The sequence below is a fragment of the Ochrobactrum sp. EDr1-4 genome (genome assembly GCF_049199085.1).
GTDB lineage: Bacteria > Pseudomonadota > Alphaproteobacteria > Rhizobiales > Rhizobiaceae > Brucella.
Genome location: NZ_JBLZOF010000004.1, coordinates 105,847 through 129,481, shown reverse-complemented (window position 1 = coordinate 129,481; position 23,635 = coordinate 105,847). Strand labels below are relative to the sequence as shown.

Sequence of the window (23,635 nt, the reverse complement as noted above, 5' to 3'; positions counted from 1 at the left end):
ACAAACAGTCGGTGCGCGCTTTCATTTCATGCAATGGGTTGGGGATACCATGCTGCAACAAGATGTCATCGTTCTGGGCGCAGGTATCGTCGGTGTTTCGGCAGCACTTCATTTGCAAGCGCGAGGCCGTTCAGTCACGCTGATTGATCGTGGTGAGCCGGGACAAGGCACAAGCTTTGGAAATGCAGGGCTTATTGAGCGCTCCAGCGTTATTCCTTATTCGTTTCCGCAAGGATTTGGCACGCTGCTGCGTTATGGCATGAACCGCCGTTCCGATGTGCGCTACGATCCGTTGTATGTGTCACGCATTGCGCGCTGGCTGTTCCAATATTGGCGTGAATCATCACCAGAGCGCCTCAAGATAGCAACCGATGCGATGTTGCCACTGGTTGAAGCGAGCGTGCGTGAGCATGATGCGCTGATTACACAGGCGGGTTGTGAACGGCTCGTGCGCTCGCAAGGCTGGATCGAAGTTTTCCGCAGTGAGATTGCTTTTCAGGCGGCAGTTCAGCGTTTGCCGCAGTTGCAACGCTTTAATCTGGCCTATGATGTTCTTGATGCACCGGCGCTGAAACAGCGCGAAACAACGTTGGGTGATGTTGCAGGTGGTATCCATTGGCTTGATCCCAAAACCATCGTCAATCCGGGCGGTTTGGTTCAGGCCTATGCGGATTTGTTTCGATCAAATGGTGGCCGGTTTGTTCATGGCGATGCGGCAACACTTTCGGAAAGCACGAATGGGTGGCAAGTAACGACCGAGGAAGGTCCCACTTTTGCGCGTGAAGTGGTAGTAGCTCTTGGTCCGCAATCGGGCCTGATTTTCCAGAAATTTGGTTATGCAATTCCGCTTGGTATTAAGCGTGGTCATCATATGCATTTTGAGATGCAGGACGGCGAGCGGCTTGGTCATACCGTGGTTGATGAAGAGGCGGGCTATGTGCTTGCGCCTATGGTGCAGGGCGTTCGTCTTTCGACAGGCATCGAATTTGCTTCGCCTGATGCTCCGGCTAATTTCATTCAACTCAAACGTGCTGAGAAGGTTGCGCGCCGCCTTCTGCCGCAGCTCGGTGCGCCTGTCGAAACAAAGCCGTGGCTTGGCTTGCGGCCATGTCTGCCAGATATGCGTCCGGTGATTGGTCCTGCGCCGCGCCATAAGGGTCTCTGGTTTGATTTTGGACATGCGCATCATGGTTTGACGCTTGGTCCGGCAACTGGGCGTCTTTTGGCTGAGATGATGACAGGCGAGAAAACATTTACTGATCCAGCGCCTTATTCAGCAAATCGGTTTCTATAATCATCTTCAATTTTTAAGGAGCGGTCTTGTCAGGTGTGACAAAGCGGGGTTATCAATTGTCCCCCATCACATCCGCGCTCTGCGGGCAAATCGATCCGGAAAAATCTCGTGAAAATGAAACCTTTGGGCCGCACAGGCCTTAATGTTACTGATATCTGCCTCGGCACCATGACTTGGGGCGTTCAGAATACTGAAAACGACGCGCATGAGCAGCTTGATTTTGCTGTCGATGCGGGTGTCAATTTTATCGATACTGCTGAAGGCTATGCCATTCCGATGAGCCCGGAAAGCTACGGCAAGACGGAAAACTACATCGGTAGCTGGTTCAAAAAGTCAGGCAAACGTGATCGCGTTATCCTTGCCAGCAAAATTGCAGGTGGTGGCCGGCAGGAATGGATTCGCGGCGGCGCGAAGCCGAGCCGTGCCAGTGTCGCTGAAGCCGTTAATGACAGCCTGAAGCGTTTGCAGACTGACTATATCGACCTTTATCAGATCCATTGGCCATCCCGCCCGCATTATCACTTTGGTCAGGGCTGGGATTTCAATCCATCCAATGTTGATCCGAAAGCCGAACGTGAACAAATCCATGATGTTCTGCTTGGTCTTGAAGATGCGGTGCGTGCAGGCAAAATCCGTCACGTTGGCCTTTCCAACGAAACGGCTTGGGGCACGATGCAGTGGCTCAAGATTGCTGAACAACATAATCTGCCGCGTATGGCATCGATCCAGAATGAGTATGGTCTTTTGCAGCGTGAATTTGATCACGACATGGCAGAAGTATCGCTTTTCGAAGATGTTGGTTTGCTTGCGTATTCCACGCTTGCAGCAGGTGTGCTGACTGGCAAGTACCTTGACGGAAAAGTCCCTGAAGGTTCACGCGCATCTGTGATGGATGGCGGCATGTGGCGGGATAACTCTTATTCTGAGCCGGCAATCCGCGCTTATATCGATGTTGCTAAAAAGCATGGTCTTGATATTGCACAGATGGCAATTGCCTTCTCTGTATCACGGCCATTTATGGCGTCCGTGATTATTGGCGCAACATCTGTTGAGCAGCTCAAGATTGACATTGCTTCGAGTGAACTAACACTTTCAGATGACGTTCTGGCAGACATCGAAAAAGTCTATCGCTCTTACCCGCGCCCTCTTTGATGATTAAGAGCCAGCCGCATATTATATGTGCGGCTGGCTTAGCCTTTTAGATAAACCTCGTGTTTGACATGCCATTGATCGATTGGCGTATCACTAGAGGAGCTTACGATTACAAGCCGGTCGAACCGAAGCTTTCGACCGGACAGCTCTTTTTTAAGCCGATCGATTTCCATTTGTTTGAGGGTTGTTTCCTCAACGCCATAAGCCAGCGAGACATGCGGCATAAAGCTCTGCAAGCTGGCTTCGCTGGAGATTTCAAGAGAATCCTGCTTCAGGCGCATTAGTGCATGTGCTTTTTCAAGTGCAGCATAGAGAGAGCGAAAATAAGCGTCGCTTCCCGTGACGTCTTCGATCAGTAGTTCAAGCGGTTTGCGGGTTATTGCGAGACTCAACACTTGTGGCAGAAGGTCTTCTGCTGACCGCTTCATATCTGGCACCAGCGTTGCATGCGGCTCAAATATCGGCGAATTAAAGCGTCCACCCAAATCACTGACGATGCTATCAAGAAAAATAAGATCGTCATGAGCAGGCCGCAGCCAGATAGAATGATCGGACATTCAGAACTTGCTTCCGTTCGTTGGGTTCTCAGTTTTTAGTGGGCGAACGCTTCCACGCAAAATTAAGGGCGTGTCGATCATCACCATCTGCGGTGGTGCATTGGGCGCGCTTTGCCGCTCATCGAGCATTCGGATAATTTCCGCGGAGAGACGCTCGGCATTCTGATCAAATGTTGTGAGGCGGTAAGCACCCCAGCGCGCTTCGGTGACATTATCAAAGCCGATGACGGACAGATCGTCAGGTATCGAGAGATTGAAGACATCGCGCGCGCAATCGATCAGCCCAAAAGCCATCAGATCATTGACGCAGAACACCGCTTCAACACGATCCCGCTCGCTCAGCAAAAGAGAAGCAGCAGCAAAGCCGCCATCATAGTCCGTGAGTTCGCCACGTTGTACGCTGACATCAAGGCCAAAGCTTTTGGCCCGCGCTATATAGGCCTCTTCGCGTTCCAATAGATTGGGACTGCGCACATTCGACGTCACAAGTCCCAGCCGTTTCATGCCGCGAGCGGCAAAAACATCGACCGCTGTTTCGGCTGCCTGTTTATTGTTGATGCGAATGTGGTCTGGACCGTCTTCGTTACGTCCGACGACGATCAGAGTTTGCCCGTTGCGCTGTGCCAGTTCAACGAAGGAAGATGAAGGCATACCAGAGAGAACGACAGTTGCTTCGGCTCGATAGCGCAGCAAAGTCTGGTGTGCAGCAGAGAGGTTTTCACCATGTTGTCCGGTCGGGATAAGAACGGGAACGCTACCACGTGCCGTTAAACGGCGAGACAGAGCAGCGATCTGCCGCGAGCGGAAGGGGCTTGCTGGATCTGCTGCGATCATGCCGACAATGCGGCTACGGTTGGCAAGCAATCCCCGTGCAAGGTCGTTGACCTGATAGCCGAGCTTTTCCGCTGCTTTCAGCACTTTTTCGCGAGTATTGGGCGAAACGCTTGCGCCGGGAGTGAACGTGCGCGAAACCGCCGAGCGAGATACGCCAGCCTCTACAGCAACTTCGTGCGCACTGATAAAGCGCGGTTGGTTTTCGGGAAGCTCTTCCTGAAAACGATCTTTGTCGGCCATAATTATCGACCCACTTTCGAGAGGACGTCTGCACGCAAGAAGCGCTCGACAACAAACATGAACACAATGGACGGCACCAGCAGGATCAATGCACTGATCGACGCGATCTGATAGTTGCCACCTGAGCTTGCTGTATAGAGCATCAGCGGCAATGTTGTAATGTCAGGTGCGCCCACAAAATAGGTGCCGGTAAATTCATCCAGTGATTCAAGGAACACAAAGATTGCGCTTGCAAGCAGGCCCGGTGCTGCGATTGGCAATGTGATGTGGATGAAGGTCTTAATGGCAGAAGCGCCCATAGAGCGTGCGGCCTCTTCCAGTTCGCGATCAATCGCGGAGAAAGCGGCTGTTGCGATCCACACTGCATAGACCAGACCATGTGTTACATGCACCAAAACAACGCCCGTAATCGTGCCGTTCAAACGTAGTGAATAGAACATCTGCGCGATATTGACGTAGATTGGGAGGTTCGGAAATGCCTGCGGGATAAGCAGGATAAGCAACACCAGCCCACGAAATGGCAGTTTCAGGCGTGCCAGTGCATAGCCAGCAGGAATGGCAAGGCCGAGCGAAACAACCACCGTCAGGCTTGCGATGATAACGCTTGTGGCAAGCGAAGACAGCGCGTTTCCACGCGGTGAAAATACATTCGCCCAGAAAGAAAAACCATATTGAATGGGCAGCGTATGCGGGAAATACCAGCGTTCAGCCACAGCCCAGAGAAGAAGGTTCGCCAGTGGTCCAAAGATTGCAAACGCCAGCAAACCAAGCACGATGCCGCGCGGTATCCAGCGCCAGTCAAAGATGTTGCTCATTAGCCATGCTCCTTCATGGTTTGGCGCAGATAAACCCATGCAACCAGACTGGTCATCAGGAGCGAGATCGTGCCAAGCGCATTGGCAACGCCGTAATCGCCATAGGCATTGATGCGGAACGCCATATTTGCGGTGATCATGGTTGGCGATTGGGCATTTATCATCAGCGGCACAGAAAGCACTGACATCATTGTGACGAAGCTCAGTATCAGACCAACAAGCAACGTCGGACGTACTTGTGGAAGCACGATTTCAATGAGGATGCGCAGCCGCCCAGCACCAAGATTGCGTGCTGATTCAATCGTGCTGCGATCAATCGATGCCATTGCGCCAGCAAGCAATAACGTAACGAACGGGGTCTGTTTCCAGACAAACGCAATGACAATGCCGCGCCAGTCGAGAAAGCTCATCGCTTGAAGGGGTGTGAGAACACCGCTCTCGATCAAAAGGCTATTCATAAGGCCGTTTTTTGCAAGAAAAGTGCGCAATATCTGGCCAACAACAATGAAAGGAATGAACAGCGGCCAACGATAAAGCCAGCGAAGCACAGTGACTGCGCGCTGATTAGACCCGAGTGTCAGATAGCCACCGATCGCGATTGCGAACAGCGCAATGAGTGCTGAGGAAAGTGTGACGATTACAAGCGTGAATAGCATGTCGCTGGAATAAAGCTCGAAAGCTTTGGTGAAATTGCCGAAGCCCCAATCTTCGCCAACGTGAAATGCACCAGTTATCGCGCCAAACAGCGGCACGATGAACAGAAACAACACGATTGCCAGTGCGGGTGCGACCAGCAGAAAACCCGTCATTCTCTGCGACATAGATATTCCTTAATTCAGGTGAGGGGACCGGGTGCGCGCTGACGCACCCGGCTTAATCCTATGTTAGTTGCCGACCTGACGCTCGTAAGCTTCCAGGATCGCCTTGTTGTATGGAGCGATAGGGAAAGGCTTGCCGTAGTTGGCTAGTTCTTCTGGTGAAATATCGGTGAAGAGCTTGTTCCACGTATCAGCATTGAGTTCTGCCTTGACGTGGTCGGCATCGATGCCCGGATACCAGTTGAAGCGTTCTACGATGCCTTCAGCCTGAACTTTTGGGCTGGTTGCAAGCGCTACAAACTTCTCAGCGAGTTCCTTATTGGCGCTCTTTTCAGGAATGACATAATGCATCGGCTGGCCAGGCATGCCCGGCGAAGGCAGAATGAGCTTCATTTCTGGTGGGAGCTGGCCGTTAGCCTTCCAAGAATAGAACATATCAACCCAGACCGGGCCCATGGCGATTTCGCCACGGCTTAGCATGTCGAGTGTTCCAGCATTGCCCGGCGTCAAAGTTGCATTGGTGGTGAAATCCTTGAGCGAGGCGAAAGCCTTGTCCCAACTCTTCGCTTCACCTTCTTCAAACGGGCCTTTCATCAGCTTTTCGGAATCGCCGCCGTAAGCATAGATCCAGCCCATAACGAAGCTCACACCTGATGCGCCGCCCTTGATGCCGTTATAGCCGAACTGCTTCGGATTTTCCTTGGCCCACGTGACCAGCTCGTCATAGCTCTTTGGCGGGTTGGCAACGAGAGCCGGGTTGTAGGCAAGTGCCGTCTGGCTGTTGAACATTGGCATAACATAGCCGTCAACATTGGTGCCGAGCGCCATTTTGGCATTGTCTCGGGTTACCAGCTTGCCGCTGTCGATCTTGCCACGATAGTTTTCAAGAAACTTCTTTTCGACCATTGGGCCAGCGAATTTCTCATGAACGACTGCAACGTCAGCGTCCCACTTATCTACGCCAGCTTTGGACTGTGCTTCGAAGCGTTCGAGAATCTTCTGTGAACCAGCATCGCCCGGACCTGTGCCGACAACACGAACCGTTGTGCCCGGATTTTCTTTTTCGAACAATGGACCGAGATATTCGTTTACATAATCGACCATGTTTTGATCGCCAGCGGTTAGAACGGTCAGTTCTTGCGCTGCCGCTGGTGACGCCGTGAGGCCAAGAATGAGAGCTGTTTTAAGGATCGTTTTCATCGAATAAATCCTGCATTTTATCCGCTTAGCGGAAGGTTTCGCCGGTTAAATGTTGTGTATCAGTTGATGCGTGATCGGGAATTTTTGAGCGGTTGCGGGCGTTTTACGGCCCGCAATTCTGTGTTGATCTGGTATGACAGCTACGAATGGCTTGTATTCAAATGCACAGGTGTGCATCAAAATATGAGGCCATTTTTATTGGTCAGATCACTTGTCGAACAGGAAAAGTGACTGCTCTGGAATGCGTATTTCAACCTGAGATCCGGGCTGGTGGCTTTCGTGCGTATCGACCAAGAGATGTTTGCCGCCGACATTCACCATGTGACGCCAAAGACCGCCGGGATAGCTGGTTTGATCGACTGTTCCTGTCAGAATGAGTTCAGGTGTCGTGCCAGAATTGGGTGATCCAGGATTGGTCAGTTTGGCAGCTTCGCTACGAAAGCGGGCAGTGGCGATACCGTCTGAAAGATTGCGACGACCGGCTGGTATCGTGCTTGCTTTGTTGTGCGGTCCGGCTGCAATTTCAATTCGATCAGCCGTGACGCTTATTGGCAATTCAACGTTGTTTTCAGCACCCATAAATGCCGCAACAAAATCAGATGCTGGATGATTATAGACTTCTTCAGGTGCTCCCGCCTGAGCAACTTCACCATTGTTGAGGATCACGATGCGATCAGCCATGACCATGGCTTCTTCTCGGTCATGGGTCACATGCACAGCAGTGATACCCAAGCGGCGCTGCAACGCACTGATTTCGTGACGAACGGACAAGCGAATGCGTGCATCAAGATTGGATAGCGGTTCATCCAGCAGCAATATATCCGGTTCAATTGCAAGCGCACGTCCAAGGGCGACGCGCTGGCGCTGGCCACCGGACAGGGCGGTTGGCTTACGATCAAGCAGTGCATCAAGCCCTAGAAGGCGAGCAACTTCCTGAGTTTTGCTGCGGATTGTATCTTTCGCTGTGCCGCGAATGCGCAGTCCGTATCCGATGTTTTGCGCGACTGTCATATGTGGCCAGAGCGCATAGGACTGGAACACCAAGGCCATGCCGCGCTTATCAGGTGGCAGGCGAGTGACATCTTTACCGCCGACGCGGATTGCGCCTTCGCTTGGTGTATTAAAGCCGGCAATTGCACGCAGCAAAGTGGTCTTGCCACAGCCCGATGATCCGAGCAGTGCGACGAACTCACCCTTCTTGACCGAAAGGTCTACACCTTTAAGAATCTCATTGTTGCCATAGCGAACGCGCGCATCCGCTACCTCCAAAAACGCAGGCATTTGCGTATCCTCCCCAGGATCGACGGCCGGTTTTATTTTTTCTGCACAGCCGTGCAATTGGGATTGAAGCATTTTTATTTTACCTCGACAAGCAACAATTTTAATGCGCTGAAAATTCGGGAGCAGTTTTTATGTGCTGCCTGTTGACGTCGTTATCTATCGAGGATTTATAACAGCCATATGACTGATGCTGCGCAGCTGTGCAAAAACGTGGACAGCTTTGCAAAGCTGCCCACGCTGCACGCAAGCTGATCCGACACGAAAGGACAGCTTACTTGGTAAATTAATCAAGCACTTTCAGTCTCATGCAGTGCTTCTGCTTTTGCTGTGCGCCATGATGAAAACAGAAAGGCAGCGATGAAGATCGCTGTCATGAGCAGAACGATTGTTGGTGCTGGTGCACTGTCGATGAAGAATGACAGATAAACGCCCATGAACGACGAGAACACCGCAACAATAACAGCAACAATCATCATGCTGCTGAACCGGCGCGTGAGCAGGAATGCAATTGCTCCCGGCGCGATCAGCATGGCGATTGCGAGGATGATTCCAACGGCTTTCAGCACACCGACAATGGTGAGCGAAATCAGGCAGAGCAATCCATAATGCAGAAGTCGTACCGGCAAACCAACTGCACGTGCTTGCGCCGGATCAAATGCATGAAGCAGAAAGTCGCGCCATTTGACTATCAAAATACCGGCAGTCAGAGCAGCTATAATTGCGGTCTCGATAAGATCGCCCGTGTTGATGCCCAGAATGTCTCCAAATAGGATGTGATCAAGGTGAACTTCTGCACGCACAGAAACATAAAGCACAAGCCCTAGCCCAAACATGCCTGAGAAGACTATTCCCATGACGGTATCTTGTTTGATACGGCTGTTTTCTTTGAGGAATCCGGTCGCAAGTGCGCAGACCATACCTGCAATAAACGCGCCGATGCCAAAGGGCAGACCGACCATATAGGCGATGACGACACCCGGCAGCACTGCATGGCTGATAGCATCGCCCATTAGCGACCAACCCTTGAGCACCAGAAAACAGGAGAGCAGGGCAGTTGGAATGGCGATAAGCACCGAAGCAATCAGCGCATAGACCATGAAATCAAATTGAAATGGCATCAAAAGCATTTCAGGAAAGCTCATAGCTCAACCTCCTGCAACGCTTTGGATGCGCGCCTGCGTGCTGCGAGCATGCCATGCTTGGGTGCTAGAAAAAATACAGTGAGAAACACCAGCGTCTGCAACACAACAATGATGCCGCCTGTGGCACCGTCCATGAAGTAGCTGATGTATGCACCGATGAAACTTGTTAGCGCGCCAATGAGTACAGCAATCCACAAAAGCCGTGAAAAGCGGTCTGTCAGCAGGTAGGCGGTTGCACCCGGCGTTACGACCATGCAGATGACGAGAAACGCACCTACGGTCTGCATTGCAGCAACTGTCGAAGCTGAAAGCAGTGTGAAGAACATGATTTTCAGCGCTGTTGGTTTCAGCCCAATGGACCGTGCATGGCTTTCATCAAAAAACACCACCATCAAGTCTTTCCATTTCAGCAAAAGCAGAGCGAGCGACACAAAGCCAATGATGGCCAATTGCAGAATATCGCCGGGCGTGATCGCCAGAATGTTGCCCAGCACGATTGTCTGAATGCTGATTGAGGTTGGCCGCAGCGAAATCATGAACAGACCAAGGCCGAAGAAGGCCGTGAAGATCAGCCCGATAATAGCATCTTCTTTGAGCTTCGTGCGCTGATTGAGAAACAGCATAGCAGCCGCAGCCAAGCCACCCGAGAAGAAAGCGCCGATAGAAAAGGGCAGGCCCAGCATATAGGCACCGGCAACTCCCGGTACGATGGAGTGGGAGAGGGCGTCACCAATGAGCGACCAACCCTTAAGCATCAGATAGGCTGACAGAAATGCACAAACTCCACCGACGAGGGCGGAAACCCACATGGCATTGAGCATATATCCATAAGAAAACGGTTCGAGCAGCACGGACATTAATTCTGTCCTTCCTGTTTATGCTCATAAAGCACAAATGGGCGCTCATCGTCTGTTATCACGCCAATAGCTGATCGATTATGACTGGTCTTTTCATCAAGAATGAGGTGGCGCAGGACGCCTCCGAAAGCCTTTTCGAGGTTCGCTTGCGTGAAAATCTCTTCTGTAGGGCCATAGGCAAGCACGGTATTCTTTACGAGAACCGTGCGGTCGCAGAACTCTGGTACGCTGCCAAGATTATGTGTCGAAACCAACATCACCCGACCTTCATCGCGAAGGCCGCGCAGAAGGGTTACAATTGCTTCCTCGGTCTTAACATCCACCCCGGTAAAAGGTTCATCAAGGAGGATGACTTGGGCATCCTGAGCCAATGCGCGAGCGAGAAATACACGTTTCTTCTGCCCGCCAGAGAGTTCGCCGATCTGCCGTTTGCGAAAATCGAGCATGTTGACGCGGCTCAAAGATTTTTCAACCGCTTCGTGATCGGCGCGACGTGCAATGCGCATCATGCCCATATGCCCGTAGCGCCCCATCATTACGACATCTTCGACCAGAACAGGGAAATTCCAGTCAACCTCTTCGCTTTGCGGAACATAAGCGACCAAGTTTTTTTTCAATGCCTGCTTAACAGGTTGGCCGAGAATCAAAATGTCGCCCTTCGCAAGGCGAACAAAGCCCATAATGGCTTTAAAAATGGTCGATTTTCCAGATCCGTTTACACCTACAAGCGCAGTGATCGTCCCGGTTGGTATTTCAAAACTCGCATTGCGCAAGGCCGTGTGACCATTGCGATATGTGACAGTCGCATTTTTCACGCTCAAGCCCTGAGCCGCGCTTTGATTAAGCGCGGCCTGTTCCTCAATGTGATGGTTTATTGGAACATTCATTGTTTGAGGCCTTTGGCGATCGTGTCCGAAGTGACTTTCAGAAGATCAATATAAGTTGGAACTGGGCCGTCCGCTTCAGAAAGTGAATCGACATAGAGGACGCCACCATATTTCGCGCCAGTTTCCCTCGCGACCTGTTCAGCAGGGGCGGCGGAAACCGTACTTTCCGAGAAAACGGCAGTGATGTTATTGGCGCGAACAGCATCAATCACTTTGCGTACTTGCTGCGGAGTACCCTGTTGGTCGGCATTGATCGGCCAGAGATAAAGCTCTTTCAGGTCGAAATCGCGGGCGAGGTAGGAGAATGCGCCTTCACTCGTCACAAGCCAGCGTTTGTCGGTCGGAATCGTTGTGAACTCGGCTTTGATTGGATCAATGGTCGCAGTGATTTCGGCTTTGTATTTTTCGGCGTTGGCTTTGTAGGTGTCAGCATTGTCCGGGTCATATTTCACGAACGCATCGCGGATATTGTCGACGTAAATGAGTGCAGAGGTCGGGGACATCCACGCATGGGGATTGGGTTTGCCGCTGTAAGGGCCTTCCGTGATACCCATCGGCACAACGCCATCGCTCACCACCACACTTGGAACCTTCTTGAGGCGTGAGAAGAATTTTTCAAACCAGAGCTCAAGGTTGAGTCCATTCCAAAGGATGAGGTCCGCACCCTGCGCTTTGATGAGGTCGCCGGGGGTTGGTTGATATTCGTGGATCTCAGCACCAGGCTTCGTGATCGATTCAACCGTCGCGGCATCGCCAGCAACATTCCGAGCTATATCAGCAATGACCGTGAAGGTCGTAACGGCTTTGAATTTATCCGCCGCCAACGCGGCCCCCGATGTGAAAAGCAAACCTAAGCTGATGGATATTATAGAAAAAAAGCTGCGGTTTAAGCGACGGTTCATTGCCTTCTCCTCGGGGAATTTGCCAAGCCTGCAAATGGTTGATCGTATATTGCGCACGATAGTTATGGTTTTGACTCGGTCTTTTTCCTTAATGCGAATAACTATCATTTGCATAAAGTACGAATAGACTAATTTCAATCGCTTTTGCAAATCATTTGCAATAATTTTGCAAAAAAATAATTGGGAACGTGTGATGGCAGTTCGGTCGAACTATCAAATGCTATGCTGGATTGATGCAGCGCTACGGGCAAAACTCGTATGTTTTAGGAGGGCACGTCAGAAGCTCTCAAATGAACTGCCCCTGTAAATGGAATGCTTAATCATACTCTCAGGATCGACTTAGTCAAAATTGTATAATATCAATTAGGCATCGAACTATGACGAATTAATCCCTGATTCAGGGTAGTTAGGTAATCTCATTCACCCAAAATGTTATGGATTTCTTCTGAAAAAAATGAAGATTTCTCTTCGTTTGCTTGATTAAGCGTTTGTCCGTGACGCCTCAATATAAGGAGGCGTTCAGGAGCAAAAGGCACAAATGCGGGATAGCGTTCTATAAAACGGTATGGAGGTTATCCGAAGCCAAGCGATACCGAGCTTTTAGAGAAGCGATAATATCCTCCCGGTAAGCAGCAACAAGCATTGTCAGACTTCGGACCCCGATATTTAACTTGCTGGACGTGGTGGCAGGCCCGCATGTGATCGCATTTTTTGATAAAGATCAGCGGCAATTGGTTCATAGTTTTCATCGAAGTGATGGCCACCAGCGAGTTTCATGAGATCTGCGCCTTTAAGTTCTGGTGCGGTGCAAGCTGTATCGTCTTCTTCCTCACCATAGACACAGACAACACGATCAAGCGGGATGGTTGAGATAGCCGGTACAACATCTTTGTCGCCATCCATTCCAAGCCAGCCTTCGATTGAGACCTGAAACGTCGTCGTTGTTTCGACGCCCAATAGGCCAATCATCTTCGTGCGGTCCTGGATGGTTGGGTCAAGATATTTCCAGGCGAAGGGGAATGTATCCGCACCGAACGAGTAGCCCAAAACTGTGACCGGTAGTTTGTTTGTCGGATCAGCTTTCTGGATCATTGCGGTTGTATCACGCGCAATTTCTTCGGGCGTTCGTTCTGACCAGAAGTAGCGGAGTGAATCGACGCCGATGACGTGAACGCCATTCGCTTGCAGCCATTCGCCAATGGATTTGTCGAGATCGCGCCAGCCGCCATCACCTGAGTAAAATACTGCGACCATTTCAGCTTTTCCGCCTTTAGCTGGCAGGTCAACGATGGGCAAGGCTTCGTTTTTGGCATCCTGATCAGCCATGGCAACCACATTGTCGACCGCCATCTTCATACGAGAGGCGAAATCTGGCCCGGATTGCAACACGGCTACTTTCTTCTGTCGTGCCTCCAACGGATTGTTGACCGGCGAGCCTGTTGGGCCAATTACAAGTGTGGATGCAGGCATTTTCGCATCATATTCATAGGTGAAGCCACCGCCCGGTGCTTTGACGGCTTCAGCTTCTTCTGTGCAAGAGGGCAGCCGAGTTTTTGCAGGGGTTGGGTCGAGAGCAATTGCCCCAGCAATCGTTGCATCTGGAGAGTCGGATGCAGCGGCATAAGCGATTGTAGCGCCTTGTCCAATGCCGGTTACGACTGGATGGAAATAAACATCCAGATCCAGTCCGCGGAGGGCCTCTTTGGCAATGGCTTCAAAGTCTGAGTCGAGATAATTGCACTCGCCGTCTTCCTTATCGAGCGCAGCCCGCCACGGGCCAAGTTCTACCGGAAGCACGATGATGTTGCGTGCAAGCATTGCATCCATATAGCTGCGTTCATTATCACCGATGCCGTTTTCGTCGCTCAGCAAAATGGAAAGTCCAACCGGATCGCCTTTCGGCATATAGACCGGAATGTTTGAAAGTCGCTCGGCACTGGCATGGATTACCGGCTCGTCAGCATTGAAAAACTGTGCCCAATGACGAGCTATCTTGCCTGAATGCATCGCAGCATAAGCACCGGCTGCACCAAGCAGCGCCAATCCGAAGACTGTCAAAAGAATGCGTCGCTTCTTCATTTGCGAATAAACTCCAGAGGGCTGCCGTTAATCAGGGTTGTTGCATCGATAAGCGCACGCGGTGTCTCAAGTCCGCCGGGACAGACCATATAATGTGGTGTCCAGACGGGACCGAATTTTTCCTTGAAGGCTTTCAAGCCATCAAAGTGATAAAGATCAGCGCCGCGCCGGTAGATGAAAGAGCCGAAGCGGTTCCACCGTGAAGCCAGTCTGCTGCGGTTTAGGCCCGAGAGTGGTGCAGCACCCAGATTAAACCATTTGTAGCCCTGATCTTTGCTATACATGAGCAGTTTGGCAAAAAGTGCGTCCATCAGCAACTTATGCACGTTCGGCATGTAACGCATGAGATCGACGGTGATTTCGTATTTGTCGGCTCCGCGCCAAAGATTGGCAAAGGCGACAATTTCACCGTCTTTTTTGATAACGGCAACATCGAAACGCTGCATATAATCATCGTCGAAATAGCCTAGCGAGAAACCTTTTTCGCTGCCAGACTTATGGTCCAGCCATGCGTCAGAGATTTCGCGCAGGCGTGGCACAAGTGGCGGTACATCTTTTACGTCGATGACTTCAAAAGTCAGGCCGTCCTTTTCAACCTTACGATCCGCATAACGGAAAGGTTGCCTGCGTGGACCTTCCAGAGAAAAGTCTGCAAGGTTCACACGTGCAACTTCGCCAAGCTTCAGGGCGACAAGCCCCATATCAAGAAATAGCGGTAGGCTTTGCGGACCAACTCCGTAAAACACTGTGCGAAGCGCCATTTTGTCGGCAAGACTATGGAATGCCCATGCGAGGTCTTTGCCGCTTTGCGCTGTGCCTATCGGTTCGCCCAAGGCAATCAGACTTCCACCGGATTGTGCATACATGATGAAGGCGCTGTCATCTGGTGCCAACAAAAATTGCTTGTCACCCAACATAGCGAGTGCCGCATCGGTGTGCGGGCATTGCGCAACGAGCGTTGGAACGGCGTCGGGGATTGAATAATCGCGTTTGCGCTTACGTTGGCTATGACGGTTGATGATGGAGTGCAGACCAAATGCTGCGACAACCGCGAAGACCAGAACCGTTGCGCGCAAAAAGCGCGGCGCGTTATCGTTCCACGCGAAATCCCACCATAGATTGTTGGAATATTCGACATGGCGATAAACAAAAAAGCCGAGCCATGTCGAGACGATCACTGTCGTTCCGACCGAGGCAACCCAACTCCAGCTCAGTTCAAAGGGACCGGAAATCGGACGCCGATAGAAGGAATCCCGGAACCCCCATAGAGCAAGTGCGAAGACACAAAGAATGCTTGCTTCTTCCCAGTCGAGACCTTTTGCAATTGAGAAAACGGCACCAAACAGCAGAAGGACGATGGCCGCAATCCATGCGCGCTCCAGCCGTTTGAACAAGCCACGCGCGACGATGAGCAGAGCGACGCCAACAAGACTTGCCGCAAGGTGAGAAGTCTCGACAAAAAACTCTGGAACAACGCCTGACAAGATTTTGACGCGATAGCGCATATCGGGTGTTGCGCCCGAAACAAGCAGTATAATGCCGCCAAGGAAGATGATGCTGGCGGAAAGCCCCGGTATCAGCGGCTCGACAAGGCGCTTGGCAAACTTGGCTTGCCGCCCAAGCATTTGCCTGCGGCGCATAGCTTCCCAGATGAGCAGGCCAATTGTCGAGACCACAAGCGGCATGACCGTGTAGATGACCCGATAGGCCAGCAAACCGGCAATCGCCTGCGGATTATCGCCAATGCCCAAACCGGCGATGATGGTCGCTTCAAAGGCACCAAGGCCACCCGGAGCATGGCTCGCAATACCAAGAACAATCGCAATCACATAGACGAGTGAGAAGACTGCAAAGCTTGGCACGGCGTCCTGTGGCATCAGAACGTAAAGCGTTGCGGCTGCTGCACCAACGTCGACAAGGCCAGCAAGGATTTGTGTGATCGCGCCCTTTGAATTTGGCAAGCGCAGACTAAGCGATCCGATGCGCAACGTACGTTGTCCATGGGAAAGCCAGTAGATCAGCCAGGCGATGCCAGCGAGAATAATAACTCCCGCGACGATATCAATACGGGCATCAATGGTCGAAATCCACGGAACATCCTGCGGATCAATCAGGAGGGCTGCGCCCACCATGATGATGAGCGCAAACCAGATTGCAAACCATGAAGTGCCAACGATCTTGCCAATGTCAGCAAGGCTAATACCTTCGGCTGCATAAATACGGTAACGAAGTGCACCGCCCGTCAGCAGCGAAAAGCCGATAGCATTAGATATCGCATAGCCTGCAGCACCCGCGACGGCAGCAATGCGGCGCGGAATCTGATTTGGGGCAATGGTGTCCACTGCAACGACGTCGTAAAGGGCGACTGCTGCATAGCTGAGCATCGTAAACAGGACCGCGAGGCCGATGATGGTCCATGGCATTTCATGGAATGCATCAAGTGTTTCTTTACGCGACGTGTTCTGAAGCAGATTACCAAGAACATAGATTGCGAGCAGCGCGATTGCGATGCCAGCTATCGGAAACAGAAAGTGTTGGTAACGTCTTAGCCACGCGAAAGATCTTTTGGCGGGTGGCGGTGTTAAAGAAGGTTCTTCATCGTCAATTAAGCTCATCGGAGCGTTGTCCAGTCTGGAGCAATCTAAAATCTGGCAAATGATCCTGATTTAGGGCGAACTTGTGTTCGAACGAGATGCCGCATTGAAAATATTCAAACTAATGCCGAAGTTGGTCTATAGGGCTGAATGAATTAGCGTGAGTACAAAAGTTTTTAGATAAATTGAGAGATTTTTATAAACCCTGCCGGACTTTGTTCAAAAACAAATGACTAGAGCTGTTTGTATGTTTGAGATAACAAACATCCGGTCTGATATAAAGAGGTTTTAGTGCTTAGTGTTTCTTATTTAACGGCGGCCGGGGCAGGTGCACTGTCATTTCTTTCGCCCTGTGTTTTGCCGCTGGTTCCGCCATATCTTTGTTATATGGCAGGGGTGAGCGTTGAAGATTTTCGCGCTGAAAAAGAAGCGCGAGCCGCCGCGGCCCCGAGCCAGCGCCGCTCGCTTGCGTTTGCTGCCATTTGCTTTGTTCTCGGCTTCACCACTGTTTTTGTTGCGCTTGGTGCTGGTGCATCATCGATTGGTGCATTCCTGCGCATGTGGCAGCAGGAAATCGCAATGGTTGCAGGCGTTGTCATTATACTGATGGGCCTTAACTTCCTCGGTGTTCTTCGCTTTTCATTCCTGTCGCGAGAAGCGCGCTTTCAGGCACGCAGCGCACCTGCAACGCCGCTGGGCGCATACGTTATGGGTCTGGCCTTTGCCTTTGGCTGGACACCATGCATCGGTCCGGTACTAGGCCCGATCCTCACTCTAGCAGGTGGCAGTAGTACCGTCGGCGAGGGCGCAGCACTGCTGGCAGTCTACTCACTCGGCCTTGGTATTCCGTTTTTGATTGCCGCTCTTTTTTCTGGCGCATTCATGCGGTTTTTGTCGCGCTTCCGTGTGCATCTTGGCAAAGTCGAGAAAGCGATGGGCGTTCTTTTAATCGCGGCTGGTGTCCTTTTCTTAACAGGCGGAATGCAGTCTTTCTCGTTCTGGCTGCTTGAAACCTTCCCCGCATTGGGCAGACTTGGATAACGCGCTGTAAGCTTCCATATACGCTTTGATGCTATTGAGCAGAGAAGCCATCAATCATTCTGGACGATACCATGACAGACCGTACCTGCCTTTCCATCGTGCTTGCCGCTGGCGAAGGCACACGCATGAAGTCGAACCTGCCAAAAGTTCTGCATCAGGTGGCAGGCCTGCCGCTGGTCTCTCATGTGGTCAAAGCCGTGCAGGGAACCGGTAAGAGCGACGTAGCGCTGGTTGTCGGACGCGGAGCGGATGAAGTGCGCGGAGCTGTCGAAAAAGTTGCCGATGCTGTTTCTGCGTTCGAGCAGAAAGAACGGCTTGGTACGGCGCACGCTGTTCTGGCGGCCCGCGAAGCGATTGAACGCGGGTATGATGATTTGCTGATTGTCTTTGGCGATACGCCGCTGATTGAAGCGCATTCTTTGCAGGCCGCACGCAATAAGCTTGTGGACGGCGCAGATGTTGTCGTTATCGGATTCCGCCCTGAAAGCTCGCATGGCTATGGTCGCTTGATCGAAGAAGGCGGCAAGCTCACCGCAATCATCGAGGAAAAAGAAGCGACCGACGAGCAGAAGAAAATTGGCTTCTGCAATGGCGGACTGATGGCCGTTCGCGGCGATCATGCGCTTGCATTGCTCGATGCGGTTGATAACAAAAACGCCAAGGGCGAATATTATCTCACTGACATCGTTGGCCTTGCACATGGCAAAGGTTTGAACGTCGTGGCGATTGAAGTGCCGGTCGATAATGTGATTGGCATCAACAATCGCGCAGAGCTTTCTGTTGCGGAAAACATCTGGCAGAACCGCAAGCGTCAGGAGATGATGCTGGCAGGTGTGACGCTGATTGCGCCTGAAACTGTCTTTTTCTCGCATGACACGCTGGTCGAAGCAGATGTTGTTATCGAACCGAATGTGTTTTTCGGCCCGAAAGTTCATGTCGCATCGGGCGCGATGATCCATGCTTTTTCGCATATTGAAGGCGCAAAGATCGGTTTGAATGCTGAGATTGGGCCGTTTGCGCGTTTGCGTCCGGGTGCAAATCTTGGTGAAAAGTCAAAAGTCGGCAATTTCTGCGAAGTGAAAAACGCAGAAGTCGGCAAGGGCGCCAAGATCAACCATCTTACCTATATTGGTGATGCGATGGTTGGTGCGTCGAGCAATATCGGTGCAGGCACGATTACCTGCAATTACGATGGCTATAACAAATACAAGACCGTGATCGGTGAAAACGCGTTTATCGGTTCAAATAGCTCGCTTGTTGCGCCGGTATCAATTGGCAACAATGCTTATATTGCTTCGGGTAGCACGATCACAGATGACGTTCCTGCCGACGCTTTGGCTTTTGGTCGTGCGCGCCAGGAAACGAAAGAAGGTCGTGGAAAGCTGCTGCGTGAGAAGTACGCTGCCATCAAAGCGGCTAAAACGGCGAAGAAATAAAAGACTATTGGATGACAATAGCGGCAATCCTTTGGGTTGCCGTTCTGCTTTATAAGTTTTAAATCGCAGCTATATGCGTGAATCTTGGATTTGGAGCACTCTATGTGTGGAATTATCGGCATCATCGGCAATGACGAAGTTGCACCGCGTCTGGTTGATGCGCTGAAGCGGCTTGAATATCGCGGCTATGATTCCGCTGGTATTGCTACGCTGCTGGATGGAAAGCTTGATCGCCGTCGCGCGGAAGGCAAACTGGTCAATCTGGAAAAGCGCCTTGCAGGTGAGCCGCTTCCTGGCGTGATTGGCATCGGCCATACGCGTTGGGCCACACACGGTAAACCGGTTGAGCGTAATGCGCATCCTCATATCACGTCACGTCTGGCCGTTGTGCACAACGGTATCATTGAAAACTTTGCTGAACTGCGGGCTATGCTTTCTGCTGAAGGTTACAAGTTCGAGACAGAAACCGATACTGAGGCAGTTGCGCATCTCGTGACGCGCGAACTGAATAAGGGCAAATCGCCGGTTGAAGCTGTGCGCGATTGCCTGCCTTTGTTACAGGGCGCTTTTGCGCTCGCTTTCCTGTTTGAAGGCGACGAAGAAACCCTGATTGGTGCGCGTCAGGGACCACCATTGGCCGTTGGCTATGGCGACGGCGAAATGTTCCTTGGCTCTGACGCTATCGCGCTCTCGCCGTTCACCGACACCATTGCCTATCTCGAAGATGGCGATTGGGCCGTGCTGACCCGCAAGGGCGTGACCGTCTATGACGAGAACAATGTGGAGGTTGAGCGCGCAATCCAGAAGTCGCAGACGGCCAATATGCTGGTCTCGAAGGGCAACCATCGCCACTTCATGCAGAAAGAGATGTTCGAGCAGCCGGAAGTTATTTCGCATACGCTCGCCAATTATCTCGACTTCACCACTGGCAAAGTGCGTCAGGAAGCAGTCAGTATTGATTTCAGCAAGATTGATCGTTTGACGATTTCTGCCTGCGGCACAGCGTTTTATGCAGCTTCGGTTGGAAAATACTGGTTTGAGCAGATCGCACGTTTGCCAGTCGACAGCGATATCGCTTCGGAATTCCGCTATCGCGAAATGCCGCTTTCAAAAGACTCGCTCGCAATGTTCGTTTCGCAGTCTGGTGAAACGGCTGATACGCTTGCTTCGCTGCGTTATTGTAAGTCACAGGGCCTGAAGATTGCTTCTGTGGTCAATGTCACGGGCTCGACTATTGCGCGTGAATCGGATGCCGTTTTCCCAACGCTTGCTGGCCCTGAAATTGGTGTTGCATCGACCAAGGCATTCACCTGCCAGCTTTCCACGATGGCATCGCTTGTTATTGCTGCTGCAAAAGCACGCGGTGCGATTGATGACAAGCGTGAGCAGGAACTGGTGCGTCAGCTTTCTGAAGCTCCGCGTTTCATCAATCAGGTTCTTAAGCTTGAAGACCAGATTGCAGCAGTCTGCCATGAACTTTCCAAGGTTAATCATGTGCTTTATCTTGGTCGCGGAACATCCTTCCCGCTGGCTATGGAAGGCGCGCTGAAGCTCAAGGAAATTTCCTATATCCACGCTGAAGGCTATGCGGCTGGTGAACTCAAGCACGGCCCGATTGCGCTCATTGACGAGACCATGCCGGTTATTGTCATTGCACCTTCTGATCGTCTTTATGAGAAGACCGTTTCCAATATGCAGGAAGTGGCTGCACGCGGTGGTCGTATCATTCTCATCACCGATAAGAAGGGTGCTGCATCTGCTAGCATCGATACGATGGCGACAATCGTTCTGCCAGATGTGCCGGAATTCATAACGCCGCTGGTTTATGCTCTGCCAATCCAGATGCTGGCCTATCACACAGCATTGTTGATGGGGACTGACGTCGATCAGCCACGCAATCTAGCGAAATCGGTGACTGTAGAGTAAAATGAAAATGGCCGCAGCGATGCGGCCATTATGTTATCCTGCCCGGAGCAGACGGATCGCCTCATCGCGTCCGAAGAGATAGAGCAGCACCCGCAAAGCCTGACCGCGTTCGCTTTCAAGATCAGGATCGCTCGCCAGAATATAACGCGCATCTTTTCGCGAAATTTCCAGAAGGTCACCATGCGCTTCAATCGAAGCAAGCCGGAAGCCTGGAGTGCCTGATTGACGGGTGCCGAGCAATTCGCCTTCGCCGCGCAGTTTCAGGTCTTCTTCAGCAATGCGGAAGCCATCTTCGGTTTCGCGCATCACCTTGAGACGTGCCTGTCCGATTTCACCAAGCGGGCCTTTATAAAGCAGCAGACATGTGGATGGCTTGTCGCCACGCCCGACACGTCCGCGCAACTGATGCAATTGCGAGAGGCCGAAGCGTTCCGCATGTTCGATGACGATAATGGTTGCATCGGGCACGTCGACGCCAACCTCAATAACAGTCGTAGCAACAAGAAGGCGTGTTTCGCCCTGCTTGAAAGCACGCATAGCTTCGTCTTTCTCAGCACCACTCATCCGGCCATGAATGAGGCCAATCTTGTTACCGAAGACGGGCTTCAGTGATTCAAAACGTTCTTCGGCAGAAGTCAGTTCGACAAGTTCGGATTCTTCCACAAGTGGGCAAATCCAGTAGATTTTCTGCCCTTCATGTATTGCTTTTCGAATACGTTCAACCAGTTCGTTCATCCGCTCCATTGGCAGAATTGCGGTGGTGATCGGCTGACGCCCGGCGGGCTTTTCTGTAAGCTTGGATACATCCATATCGCCAAAGGCCGTCAGAACAAGTGTACGCGGGATCGGCGTTGCCGTCATAACCAGCATATCAGGCGCGGTGCCTTTAGCTGTCAGCATCAAACGCTGATGCACACCAAAGCGATGCTGCTCATCGATGATAACGAAGACCAGATCGTGATATTCGACTTTCTCCTGAAAAAGCGCATGTGTGCCGATGATAATATTTATCTCACCGCTTTTCAGACCTTCAAGTGTGGCAGTGCGTTCTTTGCCCTTATCGCGACCAGTAAGCAGGGCTACTTTCAAACCAACCTTTTCAGCCAACGGGGCAATCGTTGCAAAATGCTGTCGTGCCAGAACTTCTGTGGGAGCCATCAGGGCAGATTGCCCGCCGGACTCTGCGGCATGTGCCATTGATAAAAGGCCAACCACCGTTTTACCGGAACCCACATCGCCTTGCAAAAGCCGCAACATACGCTCTGGTGATTTGAGGTCGGTGATGATCTCGCGAACCGCCTGATCCTGACCTTTCGTCAGCTTATAGGGCAGGTGGCGCATAATTTCTGCCGCTATGCGCCCGTTGCCTTCCAGCGGACGGCCGGAAAGTCGGCGTGTTTTGGAGCGCACCATTGCTAATGCGAGTTGGCCTGCCAGAAACTCGTCATAGGCCAGTCTGCGGCGCGTAATGCTTTCGAGCGCTATATCGCTTGGGTCTTCCGGCAGATGCATCGTATCGAGAGCATCTTTGAATGGCGAAAACCGCTCCCGCGCAATCAACGGCCCATCAATCCATTCAGGCAGAACCGGAACGCGGCTCAGCGCTTCTTTCATCGCGCGACCAAGTGTTTTGGAAGAAAGCCCGGCCGTCAGTGGATAGACCGGCTCGACCATTGGTAGATTGGCTGCATCTTCAAGGCTCGCAATATAATCGGGATGCACCATTGAAGCGCGTCCGTTAAACCATTCGACCTTGCCTGAAACGATGACGGTTTCACCTTCTGGCAACGTCTTTTCAAGCCATGGCAATTGCGCATGGAAAAAGGTGAGGACGATTTCGCCGGTATCATCATGCGCGATCACACGATGCGGAACATTGGCTTTCCCGCGCGGTGCAGGCTGATGCTGATCGACCTTAACTTCGAGCGTAACAATCGCACCTTCCTGTGCAAAAGCGATGCCGGGGCGATTGCGTCGGTCGATCACGCTGTGCGGCGGCAAAAACAGAAGCTGGCCCACTTTAGGCTCAGCACCGGGTACATCTGTGCCCAAAAGTTTACTAAGCAAAGCTGACACCTTCGGGCCAATGCCGGAAAGCGAGCGGACGGAAGCGAAAAACGGATCAAGGACAGACGGGCGCATGGCGGGAGCATTAACTGCTTTGCTTTTCTGTGCAAGCCTTTGAAATAGTTTTGTACTATTTTTGTTCTTATTGCGGAAACGGGTTCCCACTTGCGCCTGAGATGCTATATACCGGCAACATATTTGTTAATGGAGCGCTCAAACAATGACTGGCAGCACACTTGCGGCAGGAAATCTTGATGTAAGGCGTCGCAAGCTTCTGTTTCGCGCATGGCATCGCGGTATGCGCGAGATGGATTTGATCCTTGGGCAATATGCCGATCAGTATCTTCCAGCTTTCACCGATGCTGAACTTGAAGAGTTTGAACAGCTTCTTGAAGTGCTTGATCGCGATCTCTTGAAGTGGGTAACAGGCGAAAGCCCTACGCCTGAAGAGCATGATACGCCGTTGTTCCGAGACATTATCGCATTCCGTGACCGCATAGAATTCTGAGAATA

At 51.7% G+C, this 23,635-nt stretch carries 19 protein-coding genes; 6 read left to right on the top strand and 13 right to left on the bottom strand.

Annotated features, from left to right (window positions below):
* The first annotated feature begins 49 nt into the window (after positions 1-49).
* Positions 50-1,294 (top strand): NAD(P)/FAD-dependent oxidoreductase, encoded by a 1,245-nt coding sequence (locus ACOZHT_RS15490; protein ID WP_421565968.1) that lies wholly within the window; start codon positions 50-52, stop codon positions 1,292-1,294.
* Positions 1,295-1,408: 114 nt separating this feature from the next.
* A complete protein-coding gene (locus ACOZHT_RS15485) occupies positions 1,409-2,446 on the top strand; it encodes an aldo/keto reductase (RefSeq protein WP_339512872.1) in 1,038 nt (345 codons plus the stop codon).
* Positions 2,447-2,484: 38 nt separating this feature from the next.
* Here ACOZHT_RS15485 and ACOZHT_RS15480 read toward each other — a convergent pair whose 3' ends face one another.
* The 12 genes from ACOZHT_RS15480 to mprF form a co-directional block, all read right to left on the bottom strand.
* Positions 2,485-3,003, bottom strand: a complete 519-nt coding sequence (locus tag ACOZHT_RS15480; protein WP_339512764.1) for a haloacid dehalogenase — start codon at positions 3,001-3,003, stop codon at positions 2,485-2,487.
* Positions 3,004-4,077: a LacI family DNA-binding transcriptional regulator gene (locus ACOZHT_RS15475; protein WP_339512765.1), complete on the bottom strand. Its 1,074-nt coding sequence runs from the start codon at positions 4,075-4,077 to the stop codon at positions 3,004-3,006. It abuts the gene before it with no gap.
* A gap of 2 nt (positions 4,078-4,079) precedes the next feature.
* A complete protein-coding gene (locus tag ACOZHT_RS15470; protein WP_339512766.1) occupies positions 4,080-4,892 on the bottom strand; it encodes an ABC transporter permease in 813 nt (270 codons plus the stop codon).
* Entirely contained in the window at positions 4,892-5,713 is an 822-nt protein-coding gene (locus ACOZHT_RS15465; RefSeq protein ID WP_339512767.1) for a sugar ABC transporter permease, read from the bottom strand. The genes ACOZHT_RS15470 and ACOZHT_RS15465 overlap by 1 nt, the downstream gene beginning before the upstream one ends.
* A gap of 63 nt (positions 5,714-5,776) precedes the next feature.
* Positions 5,777-6,910 (bottom strand): extracellular solute-binding protein, encoded by a 1,134-nt coding sequence (locus ACOZHT_RS15460; RefSeq protein ID WP_339512769.1) that lies wholly within the window; start codon positions 6,908-6,910, stop codon positions 5,777-5,779.
* 207 nt (positions 6,911-7,117) lie between these two features.
* Entirely contained in the window at positions 7,118-8,191 is a 1,074-nt protein-coding gene (locus ACOZHT_RS15455) for an ABC transporter ATP-binding protein (protein WP_339512771.1), read from the bottom strand.
* 287 nt (positions 8,192-8,478) lie between these two features.
* Complete coding sequence (locus ACOZHT_RS15450) at positions 8,479-9,333, bottom strand: metal ABC transporter permease (RefSeq protein WP_421565967.1); 855 nt, start codon at positions 9,331-9,333, stop codon at positions 8,479-8,481.
* Positions 9,330-10,190: a metal ABC transporter permease gene (locus ACOZHT_RS15445; RefSeq protein WP_421565966.1), complete on the bottom strand. Its 861-nt coding sequence runs from the start codon at positions 10,188-10,190 to the stop codon at positions 9,330-9,332. Before ACOZHT_RS15445 ends, ACOZHT_RS15450 begins: the two co-directional genes overlap by 4 nt.
* Positions 10,190-11,077 (bottom strand): manganese/iron ABC transporter ATP-binding protein, encoded by an 888-nt coding sequence (locus ACOZHT_RS15440; RefSeq protein WP_421565965.1) that lies wholly within the window; start codon positions 11,075-11,077, stop codon positions 10,190-10,192. Before ACOZHT_RS15440 ends, ACOZHT_RS15445 begins: the two co-directional genes overlap by 1 nt.
* Positions 11,074-11,979 carry a metal ABC transporter substrate-binding protein gene (locus ACOZHT_RS15435; RefSeq protein ID WP_421565964.1) on the bottom strand — a complete coding sequence of 302 codons (906 nt, stop codon included), beginning with the start codon at positions 11,977-11,979 and terminating at the stop codon, positions 11,074-11,076. Before ACOZHT_RS15435 ends, ACOZHT_RS15440 begins: the two co-directional genes overlap by 4 nt.
* A gap of 666 nt (positions 11,980-12,645) precedes the next feature.
* Positions 12,646-14,058, bottom strand: coding sequence for a virulence factor family protein (locus ACOZHT_RS15430; protein ID WP_421565963.1), 1,413 nt, complete (start codon positions 14,056-14,058; stop codon positions 12,646-12,648).
* Positions 14,055-16,673 (bottom strand): bifunctional lysylphosphatidylglycerol flippase/synthetase MprF, encoded by a 2,619-nt coding sequence (gene mprF, locus ACOZHT_RS15425; protein WP_421565962.1) that lies wholly within the window; start codon positions 16,671-16,673, stop codon positions 14,055-14,057. Before mprF ends, ACOZHT_RS15430 begins: the two co-directional genes overlap by 4 nt.
* Before the next feature lie 270 nt (positions 16,674-16,943).
* Here mprF and ACOZHT_RS15420 point away from each other — a divergent pair, with 270 nt between their 5' ends.
* The 3 genes from ACOZHT_RS15420 to glmS all read left to right on the top strand — a co-directional run bounded on the left by ACOZHT_RS15420 (position 16,944) and on the right by glmS (position 21,055).
* The gene (locus tag ACOZHT_RS15420; protein WP_339512785.1) at positions 16,944-17,693 is read left to right on the top strand and encodes a cytochrome c biogenesis CcdA family protein; all 750 of its coding nucleotides are present in this window, start codon (positions 16,944-16,946) and stop codon (positions 17,691-17,693) included.
* A gap of 71 nt (positions 17,694-17,764) precedes the next feature.
* Positions 17,765-19,129, top strand: a complete 1,365-nt coding sequence (glmU, locus tag ACOZHT_RS15415; RefSeq protein WP_339512787.1) for a bifunctional UDP-N-acetylglucosamine diphosphorylase/glucosamine-1-phosphate N-acetyltransferase GlmU — start codon at positions 17,765-17,767, stop codon at positions 19,127-19,129.
* Positions 19,130-19,231: 102 nt separating this feature from the next.
* A complete protein-coding gene (glmS, locus tag ACOZHT_RS15410; protein WP_339512789.1) occupies positions 19,232-21,055 on the top strand; it encodes a glutamine--fructose-6-phosphate transaminase (isomerizing) in 1,824 nt (607 codons plus the stop codon).
* A gap of 33 nt (positions 21,056-21,088) precedes the next feature.
* Here the strand turns inward: glmS and recG are convergent, their stop codons facing one another.
* Entirely contained in the window at positions 21,089-23,197 is a 2,109-nt protein-coding gene (recG, locus tag ACOZHT_RS15405) for an ATP-dependent DNA helicase RecG (protein WP_421565961.1), read from the bottom strand.
* 145 nt (positions 23,198-23,342) lie between these two features.
* Between recG and ACOZHT_RS15400 the strand changes: the two genes are divergently transcribed.
* Positions 23,343-23,630, top strand: coding sequence for a succinate dehydrogenase assembly factor 2 (locus ACOZHT_RS15400; RefSeq protein WP_339512793.1), 288 nt, complete (start codon positions 23,343-23,345; stop codon positions 23,628-23,630).
* The last annotated feature ends 5 nt before the right edge of the window (positions 23,631-23,635 follow it).

Excerpts from the sequence above, each read along its gene's own strand:
- ACOZHT_RS15490 (WP_421565968.1), top strand. The coding sequence starts at position 50 with ATGCTGCAACAAGATGTCATCGTTCTGGGCGCAGGTATCGTCGGTGTT.
- ACOZHT_RS15485 (WP_339512872.1), top strand. The coding sequence starts at position 1,409 with ATGAAACCTTTGGGCCGCACAGGCCTTAATGTTACTGATATCTGCCTC.
- ACOZHT_RS15480 (WP_339512764.1), bottom strand. The coding sequence starts at position 3,003 with ATGTCCGATCATTCTATCTGGCTGCGGCCTGCTCATGACGATCTTATT.
- ACOZHT_RS15475 (WP_339512765.1), bottom strand. The coding sequence starts at position 4,077 with ATGGCCGACAAAGATCGTTTTCAGGAAGAGCTTCCCGAAAACCAACCG.
- ACOZHT_RS15470 (WP_339512766.1), bottom strand. The coding sequence starts at position 4,892 with ATGAGCAACATCTTTGACTGGCGCTGGATACCGCGCGGCATCGTGCTT.
- ACOZHT_RS15465 (WP_339512767.1), bottom strand. The coding sequence starts at position 5,713 with ATGTCGCAGAGAATGACGGGTTTTCTGCTGGTCGCACCCGCACTGGCA.
- ACOZHT_RS15460 (WP_339512769.1), bottom strand. The coding sequence starts at position 6,910 with ATGAAAACGATCCTTAAAACAGCTCTCATTCTTGGCCTCACGGCGTCA.
- ACOZHT_RS15455 (WP_339512771.1), bottom strand. The coding sequence starts at position 8,191 with ATGCCTGCGTTTTTGGAGGTAGCGGATGCGCGCGTTCGCTATGGCAAC.
- ACOZHT_RS15450 (WP_421565967.1), bottom strand. The coding sequence starts at position 9,333 with ATGAGCTTTCCTGAAATGCTTTTGATGCCATTTCAATTTGATTTCATG.
- ACOZHT_RS15445 (WP_421565966.1), bottom strand. The coding sequence starts at position 10,190 with ATGTCCGTGCTGCTCGAACCGTTTTCTTATGGATATATGCTCAATGCC.
- ACOZHT_RS15440 (WP_421565965.1), bottom strand. The coding sequence starts at position 11,077 with ATGAATGTTCCAATAAACCATCACATTGAGGAACAGGCCGCGCTTAAT.
- ACOZHT_RS15435 (WP_421565964.1), bottom strand. The coding sequence starts at position 11,979 with ATGAACCGTCGCTTAAACCGCAGCTTTTTTTCTATAATATCCATCAGC.
- ACOZHT_RS15430 (WP_421565963.1), bottom strand. The coding sequence starts at position 14,058 with ATGAAGAAGCGACGCATTCTTTTGACAGTCTTCGGATTGGCGCTGCTT.
- mprF (WP_421565962.1), bottom strand. The coding sequence starts at position 16,673 with ATGAGCTTAATTGACGATGAAGAACCTTCTTTAACACCGCCACCCGCC.
- glmU (WP_339512787.1), top strand. The coding sequence starts at position 17,765 with ATGACAGACCGTACCTGCCTTTCCATCGTGCTTGCCGCTGGCGAAGGC.
- glmS (WP_339512789.1), top strand. The coding sequence starts at position 19,232 with ATGTGTGGAATTATCGGCATCATCGGCAATGACGAAGTTGCACCGCGT.
- recG (WP_421565961.1), bottom strand. The coding sequence starts at position 23,197 with ATGCGCCCGTCTGTCCTTGATCCGTTTTTCGCTTCCGTCCGCTCGCTT.
- ACOZHT_RS15400 (WP_339512793.1), top strand. The coding sequence starts at position 23,343 with ATGACTGGCAGCACACTTGCGGCAGGAAATCTTGATGTAAGGCGTCGC.